Raw genomic sequence first — 15174 nt, forward strand, 5'->3', positions numbered from 1 at the left:
GATAATAGACCGCTCACGTTCGATGAGTTTGAAGAGAAAACGAATCAAGTCATTTACGTTTCGGCAACGCCAGGACCATACGAATTAGAGCAGTCACCGGGGGTAATAGAACAAATTATTCGTCCAACAGGGCTTTTAGATCCACCAATTGATATACGACCAATTGAAGGTCAAATTGACGATTTATTAGGAGAAATTCAAGATCGTATTGCAAAAAATGAACGTGTATTAATTACGACTTTAACGAAAAAAATGTCAGAGGATTTAACGGATTACTTAAAAGATGTAGGAATTAAAGTGAACTATCTTCACTCTGAAATTAAAACGTTAGAACGTATTGAAATTATCCGTGACCTTCGCCTTGGTAAGTTTGATGTACTTGTCGGTATTAACTTATTAAGAGAAGGATTAGATATTCCAGAAGTATCACTTGTAGCTATTTTAGATGCAGATAAGGAAGGATTCTTGCGTTCAGAACGTTCGTTAATTCAAACGATTGGTCGTGCGGCGCGTAATGAAAACGGCCGCGTTATTATGTACGCAGATCGCATAACGAGATCGATGGGAATTGCAATTGAAGAAACGCAGCGTCGTCGTACTATACAAGAAGCTTACAATGAAGAGCATGGTATCACGCCGAAAACGATTCAAAAAGGCGTTCGTGATGTAATCCGTGCAACGACAGCGGCCGAAGAACCGGAAACATATGAAGCAACTCCTGCTAAGAAGATGACGAAGAAAGAACGTGAGAAAACAATCGCTAAGATCGAAGCAGAGATGAAAGAAGCAGCAAAAGCGTTAGACTTCGAGCGTGCAGCTGAATTAAGAGATTTACTATTAGAATTAAAAGCGGAAGGGTGAAAAGAGTGAGCATGAGCAAGGATTTTATCGTTGTAAAAGGTGCTAGAGCACATAACTTAAAAAATATTGATGTAACCATTCCGAGAAATCAGCTTGTTGTTGTAACGGGATTGTCTGGTTCAGGGAAATCGTCATTAGCGTTTGATACAATTTATGCAGAAGGGCAGCGCAGATACGTAGAATCGTTATCTGCGTATGCACGCCAATTTTTAGGACAAATGGATAAACCGGATGTCGATACGATTGAAGGGTTGTCACCAGCGATTTCGATTGATCAAAAAACAACGAGTCGTAATCCACGTTCAACTGTCGGGACAGTGACGGAGATTTATGATTATTTACGTTTATTATTCGCACGAATTGGTACGCCGATTTGCCCAAATCACGGAATTGAAATTACATCACAAACAGTGGAACAGATGGTAGATCGTGTTCTTGAATATCCTGAACGTACGAAATTACAGGTGTTAGCTCCTATCGTGTCAGGACGTAAAGGTGCACATGTGAAAGTACTTGAAGATATTAAGAAGCAAGGTTATGTTCGTGTACGTGTTGATGGTGAAATGCTAGATGTGTCAGAAGAGATTACGTTAGATAAAAATAAAAAGCATTCTATTGAAGTTGTAATTGACCGTATTGTTGTAAAGGAAGGAATTGCGAGTCGTCTTGCGGATTCTCTTGAAAGTGCATTAAAGCTTGGCGGGGGACGAGTGTTAATCGATGTTATGGGAGAAGAGGAACTTCTATTTAGTGAACATCATGCATGTCCGCATTGTGGTTTTTCAATTGGTGAATTAGAGCCACGTATGTTCTCATTCAACAGTCCGTTCGGTGCATGTCCTTCTTGTGATGGACTTGGCTCAAAGTTAGAGGTAGATTTAGAGCTTGTCATTCCGAACTGGGATTTAACATTAAATGAACATGCGATTGCTCCTTGGGAACCGACAAGTTCACAATATTACCCACAACTTTTACAATCTGTGTGTAATCATTACGGCGTTGACATGGATATGCCTGTGAAAGATATACCGAAAGATTTATTTGATAAAGTGTTGTACGGGAGCGGTGAAGAGAAAGTTTATTTCCGCTATGTAAATGAATTTGGTCAAGTAAAGGAAAATGAGATTTTATTTGAAGGTGTTATTCCGAATATAGAGCGTCGTTATCGTGAGACGAGTTCTGATTATGTTCGTGAACAAATGGAGAAATATATGGCGGAGCAAGCTTGTCCGAAGTGTAAAGGCGGACGCTTAAAGCCTGAGAGTTTAGCTGTTTTCGTTGGTGATAAAACGATTGCTGACGTAACGAAATATTCTGTTCAAGAAGTACAGGAATTCTTCTCAAATGTTGAGTTAACGGAGAAACAACAAAAAATTGCTCATTTAATTTTAAGAGAAATTCAAGAACGTGTAGGTTTCTTAGTAAACGTTGGCTTAGATTATTTAACGTTAAGTCGTGCGGCTGGTACTTTATCAGGTGGTGAGGCACAACGTATTCGCCTAGCAACACAAATTGGTTCTCGACTCACTGGCGTACTTTACATCCTTGATGAGCCTTCTATCGGTTTACATCAGCGCGATAATGATCGTCTTATTCGTACATTGCAGGAAATGCGTGACTTAGGAAATACGTTAATTGTTGTTGAGCATGATGAAGATACGATGATGGCTGCTGATTATTTACTTGATATCGGACCTGGTGCAGGTATTCACGGTGGTCAAGTTGTATCAGCAGGTACACCAGCTGAAGTTATGCAAGATGAGAATTCGTTAACAGGAAAATATTTAAGCGGTAAAGAGTTTATTCCAGTTCCACTTGAAAGACGTAAAGGTGACGGACGTAAAGTGGAGATTGTCGGTGCAAAAGAGAATAACTTAAAGAATGCGAAGATGTCATTCCCACTTGGTACGTTTGTAGCGGTAACGGGTGTATCTGGATCAGGTAAAAGTACGATGATTAATGAAGTACTATATAAATCGTTAGCGCAAAAGTTATATAAAGCGAAAGCGAAGCCAGGTACTCATAAAGAGATTAAAGGTCTTGAGCATTTAGATAAAGTAATTGATATTGATCAATCACCAATCGGTCGTACACCACGTTCTAACCCAGCGACGTATACAGGTGTATTCGATGATATTCGTGATGTGTTTGCTCAAACGAATGAAGCGAAAGTGCGCGGATATCAAAAAGGACGTTTTAGCTTTAATGTGAAAGGCGGACGTTGTGAAGCGTGCCGTGGTGATGGAATTATTAAAATCGAAATGCACTTCTTACCAGACGTATACGTGCCGTGTGAAGTTTGTCATGGTAAACGTTACAACCGTGAAACGTTAGAAGTGAAATATAAAGATAAGAACATTTCTGAAGTATTAGGAATGACAATTGAAGATGGGGTAGAGTTCTTCGCTAATATCCCAAAAATTAAGCGTAAACTTCAAACGCTTGTAGACGTTGGGCTAGGTTATATGAAATTAGGACAGCCGGCAACGACGTTATCAGGTGGTGAAGCACAGCGCGTGAAATTAGCCTCTGAATTACACCGTCGTTCTACAGGGCGTACGTTATACATTTTAGACGAACCAACGACAGGTTTACATGCACATGATATTGCACGTCTTCTAGAAGTGTTGCAACGTCTTGTAGAGAGTGGTGAGACGGTACTTGTAATTGAACATAATTTAGATGTGATTAAAACAGCTGATTATATCGTTGACCTTGGACCAGAGGGCGGGGACAAAGGTGGACAAATCGTCGCTTCTGGAACGCCAGAGCAAGTAGTAAAAGAAGAACGCTCGTATACAGGTAAGTATTTAAAAGAGATTTTAAATCGTGATAAAGCAAGAATGAAAGAGAAAATAAAAGAAGTAGAGCTATCGCAATAAGTTTATTACGAAAAACCGAGTGGAAATGACACTCGGTTTTTCGTTCATAGAGGGAGAAAATGGAGTTTATAGATGTTTTAAGAAAGAAAAATATGAAGGTAAGAGAGTTTCAAAATTGGGGTGTATATTTTCGCAAGCGCTGGGAGGAGCATTTTGCAAACCATTTAAGTGATGAAGAAAAAGAAGACATTTTCCTTTATGGAGATAAGTATGGCTGTGGGTATCTTTGGCACATATTTAGTTATGAGAAGAAGAAGTGTTTAGAGGGGAAAGAAGCGGAGAACGCGTTTCATAATGAAGTGAAAAAGGAGTGCTGTATCTTCTATCAACACTGTAATGACGTACTACTAATAAAAGATGCGAGTTTATTAAGTATGGATGATATATTACGTGAAACAGATGATATGTATAAAGGTGATATATATATTGTAGATAAAGATTTCACTTGGACTTTTGTAAAAACTCATGAACATAGATGGTGTGGTCCTTATTTTACTAGGAGATGTTAGTAGGTATACAAGCATGAAGGGTAGAATAAGTTGATATAAGTGTTTGTATGATACTTGCGTTTATTGTCTATTAGCGTATGATGAAATATATATGTCAAAAGGATGTGTAAGAAAATGAGATGGATTGTATCACTTCTTGTAAATAGCGTTGTGTTAATTGCTGTATCGGGACTTTTAAAAGGGATTGCACCAGACGCGTTTTACGTAGCAAATATACAAACTGCAATTATTGCGAGTATTATATTGGCGGTTTTAAATGTGTTTGTAAAACCATTTTTAATTTTAATTACGCTACCAATTACTGTTGTAACGTTCGGGTTCTTCTTAATTGTTATTAATGCGATTACGTTAAAAATAACAGATTCATTATTAGGAGATGCTTTTAATATAACAGGGTTTGGCGTAGCAATTATTGCGGCAATTTGTATTTCTATTTTTAATATGATAATTGAAAAGGCAATTGTTGAACCGTTATATGAAAAAAAGAGAAAATGACAAAAAGAAAAACATTTCATCATTCGTATGAAATGTTTTTTTCTATTTATGAGAAACCGTATTTCTTGTTTCCAGAAAAAAATGGTACAATATCCGGTAGAATGGAATTTTACATCAAACGAGACTGAACCCGCAGCGGAGTGGAGGTTTATACATATGCCAAAAGTAAGGACAAAAGATTTAATTGAACAATTTCAATTGGAGTTAATAAGTGGTGAAGAAGGAATTCATCGTCCGATTGATACAAGTGATTTATCACGACCTGGAATTGAAATGGCAGGATTCTTTACATATTATCCAGCTGATCGCGTGCAGCTTCTTGGAAAAACGGAGCTTACGTTCTTTGATACGTTAACGACAGAGCAAAAACAAGAGAGAATGAAAGCGCTTTGTACCGAGGAGACGCCATGTATTATTATAACTCGTAATCAAGATGTACCAGATGAGTTATTACAAGCATCACGTGAATCAGGCATGCCTTTATTACGTTCTTCTCAAACGACAACGAGATTATCAAGTCGTTTAACAAATTATTTAGAAGGTAAGTTAGCACCAACAACTGCTGTTCATGGTGTATTAGTGGATATTTACGGTGTTGGTGTTTTAATTACAGGTCAAAGTGGTGTTGGTAAAAGTGAGACAGCTCTTGAACTTGTGAAGCGTGGCCATCGCCTTGTTGCGGATGATAGTGTAGAAATTCGCCAAGAAGATGAAGACACATTAGTAGGAAGCTCACCAGATTTAATTGAGCATTTATTAGAAATTCGTGGTCTAGGTATCATTAACGTTATGACGTTATTTGGTGCAGGGGCAGTGCGAAATTATAAGCGTATTACACTTGTTATTAATCTTGAAATTTGGGATCAAAAGAAAAATTATGATCGCTTAGGTCTTGATGAAGAGAAGATGAAGATTATTGATACAGAACTTACGAAGATTACACTTCCAGTTCGTCCTGGTCGAAACTTGGCTGTTATTATTGAAGTAGCAGCGATGAACTTCCGTTTGAAACGTATGGGAGTCAATGCGGCACAACAGTTTTCTGAACGATTAATGAGTGCGATTGAGTTAGGGAATCAGGAGTAAACTTTGGAGAGGGAGGTCATACATATGCTGTTAGGTTCTGTACCACAGCTTGACCGCGTAGCCATCCAACTTGGGCCGTTTCCTGTTTATTGGTATGGGATTATTATCGGTACAGGTGTGCTATTAGGTCTTTGGCTAGCAACTCGTGAGGGAGAAAGGCTAGGTATTCCAAAAGATACATTTGTTGACCTTGTATTAATTGCAGTACCGATCGCTATTCTATTTGCGAGAATGTACTATGTTATTTTTGAATGGGAATATTACGCGCAAAATCCGAGTCAAATTATTAATATTCGTCAAGGTGGCTTGGCGATTCATGGTGGTTTAATCGGGGCTGTTATTACAGGTATTCTTTTTGCAAAACGACGCGGGCTTTCATTCTGGAAGTTGGCGGATATTGCTGCGCCGAGTATTTTATTAGGACAAGCAATTGGCCGATGGGGAAACTTTATGAACCAAGAGGCGCATGGTGATGAAGTAACGAGACAGTTTTTAGAAGGTCTTCATTTACCAGATTTCATTATTAATCAAATGTATATCGAGGGTGTGTATTATCACCCGACGTTTTTATATGAATCATTATGGAATTTTGCAGGTGTCATTTTATTACTCGCACTACGAAAAGTGAATTTACGACGCGGGGAATTATTCTTTACATATTTAATTTGGTATTCAGTAGGGCGCTTCTTCGTAGAAGGCTTACGTACAGATAGTTTAATGCTAGGACCACTTCGTATTGCACAAGTAATGTCAATTGGACTTGTTGTTATTTCTATTATTTTCATTATTGTGAGACGAAAAATGGGGCAAGCTGATAAAAGATATTCAGAAAATTAGAGACAAGTAGCATCTTATTATAAGATGCTGCTTCTTTCATATTCAGGAAAGCGAAAGGACTAGGGCGATGCAAATAAATACAGTGTTATTTGATTTAGATGGAACTTTAATTAATACAAACGAACTTATTATTTCTTCTTTTTTACACACTTTAAATACATATTATTCAGATCAATATAAGCGTGAAGATGTGCTGCCATTTATCGGTCCATCTTTGCATGATACTTTCAGCAAGATTGATGAAAATAAAGTTGAAGAGATGATTACATGTTATCGTCAATTTAACCATGAGCATCATGATGAATTAGTAGAAGAATATGAAACTGTATACGAAACAGTTCAAGAGTTGAAAAAACAAGGTTATAAAGTTGGTATTGTTACAACGAAAGCGAGACAAACCGTTGAGATGGGATTAAAGTTGTCAAAGCTTGATGAGTTTTTTGATGTTGTCGTGACAATTGATGATGTGGAACATGTGAAGCCACATCCAGAACCACTTCAAAAAGCGCTCGAGTTACTACATGCGAAACCAGGAGAAACAGTGATGGTTGGGGATAATCACCATGATATTGTCGGCGGACAAAATGCGGGTACGAAAACAGCTGCGGTTTCATGGACTTTGAAAGGTAGAGCGTATTTAGAATCTTACAAACCAGACTTTATGCTAGATAAAATGAGTGATTTACTGCCGATTTTGTCCGGTATTAACCGATCATAAGTAGAGGAGAGGGTTAAGTGCGACGGACAACGCGCTATCCTGTTTCAGGAGAGAATTCATTATGGAATGTGTATAAAACCGTGTCTTTTTGGAAGGTAATGAAAAACTTTATTATTATTCACATTGCACGTTACACACCATTTTTATCTGTGAAGAATTGGTTATATCGTACGTTTTTAGGAATGAAAGTAGGAGGAAAAACATCATTTGCACTTATGGTTATGCCGGATATTATGTTTCCCGAAAAAATTACTGTGGGCGACAATTCAATTATCGGATACAATACAACGCTTTTAGCACATGAATATTTGATTCGTGAATATCGACTTGGAGAGATCGTCATAGGGAATGAAGTGATGATTGGAGCGAACACGACAATCTTACCAGGGGTAAGGATTGGAGATAGCGCCATTGTTTCGGCTGGAACACTTGTCCATAAAGATGTACCGAGCGGCGCTTTCGTAGGTGGAAATCCAATGCGTATTATTTATACGAAAGAGGAAATGGCGGCCCGAGAAGGTTGATGCTAAAAATGTAACATTTCTTTTCTTTTTTTATGAATAAAAAGGAAATAATTGAGTATAATATACTGTTTTGTTTTTTACGGAATCGTTTATACTTATAGATAGAAGAATGTGTGAGCGAAGAAAACAAAAAACTGGAGGATATATGGGGAAAAATCAAAGGATATATAAGGAGAACGGACAAGTTATCTCTTTTAACCAATTAGCGGACTTCTTTTATAAAAAAGGGATGAGGGCTTACAAAGGGCAAAAATTGCAAGATGCAATTAAATATTTTCGAAGAGCGGCACAAAGCGAGAAGGAGCCGTTTATTTTATGCCAATTAGCAATAGCGTTATCTGAGGCTGGTGAATACCAAGAGTCGAATCAGATATTTCTAAAGCTTGCTAGATCCAACCCTGAACTTGAACAATGCTATTATTTTATTGCAAATAATTATGCATATATGGGTTTATTTCAACAAGCGAAGAAGTATGCGGATCGATATTTAGAAGTTGCGAAAGAGAAGGAATTTGTAGAAGATACATTAGAATTGCTTGAGATTATGGAAGAAGAAGCAATGGGTGCGGAAGAGATTGAGGATGAAGATGATTTAATTGTTATGCAAGAAGAGGCAAATCGTTATATTCGTAATGGACAATTAGAAGAAGCCATTGCTACATTAGAAATTGTTACGAAAGATTATCCGGAATTTTGGTCGGGTCATAATAATTTAGCCATCGCACATTTTCAATCTGGTAATGTAGACAAAGCGCTGAAATTAACGGAAATGATTTTAGAGAAAAATCCTGGTAATATACATGCGCTTTGTAATACGCTTATTTTTCTATATTCAATTGGGGAACATAAACAAGTAGAAGCATTAGCGGGACAGCTAGTTTCAGTATATCCGATTTCATTTGAACATCGTTTGAAACTTGGAACGACCCTTGCAACAATTGGTTATTTCGAGCATGCATATAAGTGGTTCAAAGTATTAAAGCGTCAAGGATATGAGGGAGACGTAAGTTTTTATTATTGGTTTGCTTATTCTGCGTATATGGTGAAAAATCAGCAAGTAGCTGAAAAAATGTGGCAACATGTAGTAGAATTGCACCCTGATAAAAAAGGAAAAGAGCCGTGGAACGCACTAAATTTAGCGGATGAAGGGCAAAACGTGTTGTTTGAAGAATTACAAAAGTCATTTCAGCAAAGTGCGACGCTAGAGGAGCAAATGCTAGCTTTATATTTAATGAATGAATTGTCAACACCAGAGAAGGTCGGATTCTTTTTTGATGTAACGCAAGTGAAAAATGGTGTTCCAATTGTATCGCAACTTGCAAAGTATTTCTTTTTACTTAATAGTCATAAAGGTATTCCTGCTGATTTACAGCAATTTGAACAATGCGCGCGAATCGCGGACGCATTATATAATTATACGAAAAAGGACGATGAACTAATCGAAGAGTGTTTACACTTTTGGTTTTGTACGTTCATACGTTTATATACATCCGGGTCTGTTTTTACAAACGTGTACGGTTGGTCGGCGGCAATTGAATATATTGTGCGCGGCGAACAAGGAAATAAGATGACACAGTCGGAGCTTGGAGATGTATATAATGTATCTGTAGCGACTGTTCGAAAGTATGTGCAAGCTGTTAAGCGTACGCACACATAGTATAAGCAAATCATTGGGAAAAAAATGATGCTAACAGTATAATGAGGGTAACTTAATTGTGTAGGAATGGATAGGAGTGAATGGTGTGTCAGAAGAAAAAATTTATGATGTCATTATTATTGGTGCAGGACCAGCTGGTATGACAGCTGCAGTATATACATCTCGTGCGAATTTAAGCACATTAATGCTTGAGCGTGGTATTCCAGGTGGCCAAATGGCAAACACAGAAGATGTAGAAAATTATCCAGGTTATGAGTCTATTTTAGGACCAGACTTATCAAATAAAATGTTCGAGCATGCGAAGAAATTTGGTGCTGAATATGCATATGGTGATGTGAAAGCAGTCATCGATGGTAAAGAATATAAAACAATTATTGCTGGTAAAAAAGAATATAAAGCACGTGCAATTATCGTTGCAAGCGGTGCAGAATATAAAAAAATTGGTGTGCCAGGTGAAACAGAGCTTGGCGGCCGCGGTGTATCATATTGTGCAGTATGTGATGGGGCATTCTTTAAAGGAAAAGAACTTGTTGTTATTGGAGGCGGAGATTCAGCTGTTGAAGAGGGTGTGTTCTTAACGCGCTTCGCATCAAAAGTAACAATCGTTCACCGTCGTGACACTCTTCGTGCACAGAAAATTTTACAAGATCGTGCATTCCAAAACGAGAAAGTGGATTTCATTTGGAATCACACTATAAAAGAAATTAATGATGCAAATGGTAAAGTAGGAAGTGTAACACTTGTAGACGTAAATAGTGGAGAAGAGAAAGAAGTAAAAACTGATGGCGTTTTCGTATACATCGGTATGTTACCTTTATCAAAACCATTTGTTGAACTAGGTATTACAAATGAAAATGGTTACCTTGAAACGAACGAGCGTATGGAAACGAAAGTTCCTGGTATTTTCGCAGCAGGTGATGTTCGTGAAAAAATGCTTCGTCAAATTGTAACGGCAACAGGTGACGGTAGTATTGCTGCACAAAGTGCACAACATTACGTAGAAGAATTGTTAGAGGAATTAAAAACTGTAACAGAAAAATAAGGGGTAATACTCCTTTTGAGAAGAAAGCTACCGATAGGAGCTTTCTTTTTTTATGTAAAAATGTCGAAGTTTTGTCAAAAACAATTAGGATTATAAGCTTTCTTATTGATATACTGGACTTTACGGAAAAAATCACTATAAGAAATGAGGAATTTATTCAGTATGGAATGGCGTAATATATATCGTGGATTTTGTATGGGAGTTAGTGATTTAATTCCTGGTGTGAGCGGCGGTACAATCGCTGTAGTGTTAGGGATTTATGAACAATTGCTTGCGGCAATTAGCGGGTTCTTTAGTCGTGAATGGAAAAAACATTTAGGATTTTTAATTCCCCTTGCAGCTGGTGTGGCGGCAGCGTTTTTAACGTTAAGTCACGTTATTAAATATTTACTTGCAAATCATTATGAACCGACTCAATTTTTCTTCCTCGGTTTAATTATTAGTATATTACCGATGTTAATGAGAGAAGCTGATGCAAAGGCGACGTTTAAAGGTAAGCACATCGCTTTATTAATAATTGCAGCTATTCTTGTTGCGATAACAGCGTTCTTTAAGCTAGATAAGGCAGCAGATCCAATTACGACGTTAACAATTTTAAATGCAATCGGTTTATTTTTCGCAGGATGGATGGCTAGTATGGCTATGCTCCTTCCTGGAATTAGCGGATCGTTTATTTTATTAATTATTGGTGTTTATCCAACGGCAATTAACGCTTTAACTACACTTAATTTACCATTAATTATGGTTATTGGTGCTGGTGTTATGGTCGGATTTGTTGTAAGTAGTAAAGGAATTAGCTTTTTATTAGATCGTTATAAAAATATGACATTTGCAGTAATTATTGGACTTGTTATCGGTTCGATTGTAATTGTTTTCCCTGGTATTCCAACTGGCGGATTTTCAATTGTAAGTTCGATCATTACCTTCATTTTAGGATTTACGATTGTTACTTATTTCGGTAAGAAATAAAGAATGTAATCCCCTTAGCGATAAAAATCGTTAAGGGGATTTTTATGTGTGATTCATTGTAATTGCAAGCATTTAGATTGCTTGTTATAGAAAGCTTTTTTACAATTGTTGAGGACTATGTGTTTAGCGAAAGAGGACTGGCTCCTTCGTTGTAGCAAACTGTTTTTGATAGTATAATGAAATGAGTATGCAGTGATAAATTTTGCTGCAAGTAGCTGAGGTGAAGAAACATGCAAAGAGTGACAAACTGTGTGTTAATTAGAGATAATGAAGTACTCTTACTCCAAAAACCTCGCCGAAATTGGTGGGTTGCACCAGGCGGGAAGATGGAGCGTGGTGAGACAGTAAGAGATTCCGTTGTTCGCGAGTATCGTGAAGAAACAGGTATTTATTTAAAGAACCCAGCGTTAAAAGGGGTCTTCACCTTTGTCATCCAAGAAGGTGATAAAGTTGTTTCTGAATGGATGATGTTCTCCTTTTTAGCGACAGATTTTGCAGGAGAAAACAAACTAGAGAGCGAAGAAGGCATCATTGGTTGGCATACATTTGATAAGATTGATGATTTAGCAATGGCGCCAGGAGATTATCACATTATTGATTATTTAATTAAAGGGAATGGTATAATCTACGGTACATTTGTATATACCCCAGATTTTGAGCTGCTTTCATATCGATTAGATCCGAGTTAAATTGCCAAGGAGAGGATACGATGACAGAGAATAATGATATAAAAATGGTGATTATTACAGGAATGTCTGGAGCCGGAAAAACAGTAGCTTTACAAAGTTTTGAAGATTTAGGATATTTTTGTGTAGATAATTTACCGCCGATGTTATTGCCGAAGTTTATTGAGCTTATGTCGGATTCAAAAGGGAAAATGAATAAAGTAGCGCTTGGCGTTGATTTACGTGGCCGAGAGTTTTTCGAACATTTATGGGGAGCGCTTGATGATTTATCAGAACGTACATGGATTATTCCTCATATTTTATTTTTAGATGCGAAAGATAGTACGCTTGTAACTCGTTATAAAGAAACGAGACGTTCGCATCCGCTTGCGCCGACTGGTTTGCCGTTAAAGGGAATCGAAGCGGAGCGTAGTTTATTAACAGATATGAAGGCACGAGCGAATATTGTGCTTGATACATCGGATTTAAAACCGAAAGAATTACGTGAAAAAATTGTTCATTTGTTTTCTACTGAAACTGAGCAAGCATTTCGTGTAAATGTTATGTCCTTTGGATTTAAGTACGGTATTCCAATTGATGCAGATTTAGTATTTGATGTTCGTTTTTTACCAAATCCATATTACATTCCACATATGAAGCCATTAACAGGACTAGATGAAGAAGTTTCGTCGTATGTACTGAAATTTAATGAGACACATAAGTTTTTAGAGAAACTGATAGATCTCATTACTTTCATGCTGCCTCATTATAAAAGAGAAGGCAAAAGTCAACTTGTAATTGCAATTGGATGTACAGGTGGACAGCATCGTTCTGTTACGCTTACAGAGTACCTTGGGAAACATTTGAAACCAGAGTATAGCGTTCATGTATCTCATCGTGATGTGGAGAAGAGAAAGGGCCATTAGGGGATGAAAAAAGAGAGAAAACCTAAAATTGTCATCATGGGAGGAGGAACTGGACTCTCTGTTTTATTAAGAGGATTAAAGCAATATCCTGTTGATATTACAGCAGTTGTTACAATCGCTGATGATGGTGGCAGTTCAGGTAGATTACGTGATGAGCTAGAAATTCCACCCCCAGGTGACATTCGTAACGTACTTGTTGCACTGTCGGATGTAGAGCCCCTGGTGGAAGCTTTATTTCAGCATCGTTTCACAACGGGAGACGGACTGAAAGGTCATGCGTTAGGAAATCTGTTATTGGCAGGTATGACCTCGATTACAGGAGACTTTTTCCATGCAATTACAGAAACGAGTAAAGTATTAAATGTCAGAGGACGTGTATTACCAGCAGCGAATCAAAGTGCAGTACTGCATGCGGAACTAGAGGATGGAGAAATTGTAACAGGTGAATCAAAGATTCCGTATTTCGGAAAGAAGATTAACCGTGTCTTTTTAACTCCAGAAGATGTAGAGCCGTTACATGAAACGTTAGCTGAGATTAAACGAGCTGATTTACTTGTTTTCGGTCCAGGAAGTTTGTATACGAGTATATTGCCGAATTTAGTTGTTAATAAAATTGGGGACGCTGTTCTTGCTGCAAAAGCAAAGAAGGTATATGTATGTAATGTTATGACACAAGCGGGTGAAACGATGGGGTATACTGCGTTTGATCATGTGCAGGCGTTACATGATCATTTAGGGCAACCATTTATCGATACTGCAATTGTAAATAATCGTGATATTCCTTGTGAATTACGCAAGTTATACGAGGAAGAAATGTCGACACCAGTTGTAGTGGATGAAGAGCGTTTTACTGAAAATAATATTGATGTCATTCAAGATAGATTAGCGAAGTATGATGAGCGTGTTGTAAGGCATGATACGTTAAAGTTAGCTTCTATTTTATATTCACTGTTATAAATGTGCGTTACCTCGTTTTGAGGTAACGCTCCTCATTCATATAGGACAAGATTTTTGTTCCATAATAATCGTATAAGGAGGTGTTGACTGTGTCATTTGCATCGGAAACAAAGAAAGAGTTGACGAATCTTGAGGTGAAGGAATGCTGTGAGAAAGTAGAATTATCAGCATTACTTCGAATGAACGGGTCGCTTTCTTTTTCAAATCGTCGTCTATCTATCGATATTCAAACGGAAAATGCGGCAATTGCAAGAAGGATTTATACGCTTTTGAAAAAAGGATATGACGTAACGGTAGAATTACTTGTTCGTAAAAAAATGCGATTGAAGAAAAATAATGTATATATTGTGCGGCTTGTTGAGAAGTCTCGTGAAATATTAGCAGATCTCCATATTGTCCGGGACGACTTTTCATTTATTCGAAATATATCACAAGAATTAATTGAGAAGAAATGTTGTAAACGATCGTATTTACGAGGTGCATTTTTAGCAGGTGGTTCAGTAAATAACCCAGAAACATCATCTTATCATTTAGAGATCTTTTCGTTATATAAGGAACATAATGATGCTATATGTGAACTGATGAACGGATTTGATTTAAATAGTAAGACGTTGGAAAGAAGAAAAGGGTACATTACGTATTTGAAAGAAGCAGAAAAAATTACGGAATTTTTAAATATTATAGGTGCTCATAACGCACTTTTAAGATTTGAAGATATTCGAATTGTTCGTGATATGCGTAATTCAGTGAATCGACTAGTGAACTGCGAAACAGCTAATTTAAATAAAACAATTGGTGCAGCGCTAAGGCAGATTGAAAATATCCGCTATATTGATGAGTCAGTTGGTCTAGATATTTTACCAGATAAACTAAGAGAAATTGCGCAACTAAGAAGAGATTATCAAGATGTAACATTGAAAGAGTTAGGTGAGATGGTATCCGGGGGGAAAATTAGTAAATCGGGTATTAATCATCGTTTGCGTAAAATCGATGATATTGCAGAGAAATTACGCGCGGGGGAAACGATAGCAAAAAAATAAGAGGTT

Annotated in this window: 14 protein-coding genes and 1 pseudogene; all 15 read left to right on the forward strand. The window is 37.4% G+C overall.

The genetic code is table 11. The features are described from left to right. Nucleotides 1-861: pseudogene (gene uvrB, locus JDS92_RS22965) on the forward strand (excinuclease ABC subunit B); the annotation flags it as partial. Between the two features lie 11 nt (nt 862-872). Continuing rightward, a complete protein-coding gene (gene uvrA, locus JDS92_RS22970; protein WP_000030983.1) occupies nt 873-3743 on the forward strand; it encodes an excinuclease ABC subunit UvrA in 2871 nt (956 codons plus the stop codon). Between the two features lie 59 nt (nt 3744-3802). Continuing rightward, nucleotides 3803-4252, forward strand: a complete 450-nt coding sequence (locus tag JDS92_RS22975; protein WP_097958739.1) for a DUF4275 family protein — start codon at nt 3803-3805, stop codon at nt 4250-4252. A gap of 114 nt (nt 4253-4366) precedes the next feature. Further along, a complete protein-coding gene (locus JDS92_RS22980; protein ID WP_001267312.1) occupies nt 4367-4747 on the forward strand; it encodes a phage holin family protein in 381 nt (126 codons plus the stop codon). Nucleotides 4748-4903: 156 nt separating this feature from the next. Continuing rightward, complete coding sequence (hprK, locus tag JDS92_RS22985) at nt 4904-5833, forward strand: HPr(Ser) kinase/phosphatase (protein ID WP_001127251.1); 930 nt, start codon at nt 4904-4906, stop codon at nt 5831-5833. 24 nt (nt 5834-5857) lie between these two features. Then, the gene (gene lgt / locus JDS92_RS22990) at nt 5858-6670 is read left to right on the forward strand and encodes a prolipoprotein diacylglyceryl transferase (RefSeq protein ID WP_000924230.1); all 813 of its coding nucleotides are present in this window, start codon (nt 5858-5860) and stop codon (nt 6668-6670) included. A 67-nt stretch (nt 6671-6737) separates the two neighbouring features. After that, complete coding sequence (ppaX, locus tag JDS92_RS22995; RefSeq protein WP_199632563.1) at nt 6738-7388, forward strand: pyrophosphatase PpaX; 651 nt, start codon at nt 6738-6740, stop codon at nt 7386-7388. Nucleotides 7389-7405: 17 nt separating this feature from the next. Continuing rightward, entirely contained in the window at nt 7406-7912 is a 507-nt protein-coding gene (locus tag JDS92_RS23000) for an acyltransferase (RefSeq protein WP_199632564.1), read from the forward strand. Between the two features lie 145 nt (nt 7913-8057). Then, nucleotides 8058-9569: a tetratricopeptide repeat protein gene (locus tag JDS92_RS23005; protein WP_000517711.1), complete on the forward strand. Its 1512-nt coding sequence runs from the start codon at nt 8058-8060 to the stop codon at nt 9567-9569. A gap of 85 nt (nt 9570-9654) precedes the next feature. After that, entirely contained in the window at nt 9655-10611 is a 957-nt protein-coding gene (gene trxB / locus JDS92_RS23010) for a thioredoxin-disulfide reductase (RefSeq protein WP_001288066.1), read from the forward strand. 162 nt (nt 10612-10773) lie between these two features. After that, complete coding sequence (locus JDS92_RS23015) at nt 10774-11580, forward strand: DUF368 domain-containing protein (RefSeq protein ID WP_199632565.1); 807 nt, start codon at nt 10774-10776, stop codon at nt 11578-11580. 230 nt (nt 11581-11810) lie between these two features. Further along, nucleotides 11811-12269 (forward strand): NUDIX hydrolase, encoded by a 459-nt coding sequence (locus JDS92_RS23020; protein ID WP_001190080.1) that lies wholly within the window; start codon nt 11811-11813, stop codon nt 12267-12269. Between the two features lie 20 nt (nt 12270-12289). Next, entirely contained in the window at nt 12290-13171 is an 882-nt protein-coding gene (rapZ, locus tag JDS92_RS23025) for an RNase adapter RapZ (protein ID WP_000138467.1), read from the forward strand. Nucleotides 13172-13174: 3 nt separating this feature from the next. Beyond that, the gene (locus JDS92_RS23030; protein ID WP_000712174.1) at nt 13175-14128 is read left to right on the forward strand and encodes a gluconeogenesis factor YvcK family protein; all 954 of its coding nucleotides are present in this window, start codon (nt 13175-13177) and stop codon (nt 14126-14128) included. Nucleotides 14129-14217: 89 nt separating this feature from the next. After that, complete coding sequence (gene whiA, locus JDS92_RS23035) at nt 14218-15168, forward strand: DNA-binding protein WhiA (RefSeq protein ID WP_000006570.1); 951 nt, start codon at nt 14218-14220, stop codon at nt 15166-15168. Nucleotides 15169-15174 lie beyond the last annotated feature (6 nt).

The sequence above is a fragment of the Bacillus cereus group sp. N12 genome (genome assembly GCF_016483575.1).
GTDB classification, from domain to species: domain Bacteria; phylum Bacillota; class Bacilli; order Bacillales; family Bacillaceae_G; genus Bacillus_A; species Bacillus_A toyonensis.

Bases quoted from the DNA above. Each gene is read 5' to 3' on its own strand.
- rapZ (WP_000138467.1), top strand. From the start codon at position 12,290: ATGACAGAGAATAATGATATAAAAATGGTGATTATTACAGGAATGTCT.
- hprK (WP_001127251.1), top strand. From the start codon at position 4,904: ATGCCAAAAGTAAGGACAAAAGATTTAATTGAACAATTTCAATTGGAG.
- uvrA (WP_000030983.1), top strand. From the start codon at position 873: ATGAGCAAGGATTTTATCGTTGTAAAAGGTGCTAGAGCACATAACTTA.
- ppaX (WP_199632563.1), top strand. From the start codon at position 6,738: ATGCAAATAAATACAGTGTTATTTGATTTAGATGGAACTTTAATTAAT.
- JDS92_RS22975 (WP_097958739.1), top strand. From the start codon at position 3,803: ATGGAGTTTATAGATGTTTTAAGAAAGAAAAATATGAAGGTAAGAGAG.
- JDS92_RS23030 (WP_000712174.1), top strand. From the start codon at position 13,175: ATGAAAAAAGAGAGAAAACCTAAAATTGTCATCATGGGAGGAGGAACT.
- JDS92_RS22980 (WP_001267312.1), top strand. From the start codon at position 4,367: ATGAGATGGATTGTATCACTTCTTGTAAATAGCGTTGTGTTAATTGCT.
- JDS92_RS23015 (WP_199632565.1), top strand. From the start codon at position 10,774: ATGGAATGGCGTAATATATATCGTGGATTTTGTATGGGAGTTAGTGAT.
- JDS92_RS23020 (WP_001190080.1), top strand. From the start codon at position 11,811: ATGCAAAGAGTGACAAACTGTGTGTTAATTAGAGATAATGAAGTACTC.
- lgt (WP_000924230.1), top strand. From the start codon at position 5,858: ATGCTGTTAGGTTCTGTACCACAGCTTGACCGCGTAGCCATCCAACTT.
- JDS92_RS23005 (WP_000517711.1), top strand. From the start codon at position 8,058: ATGGGGAAAAATCAAAGGATATATAAGGAGAACGGACAAGTTATCTCT.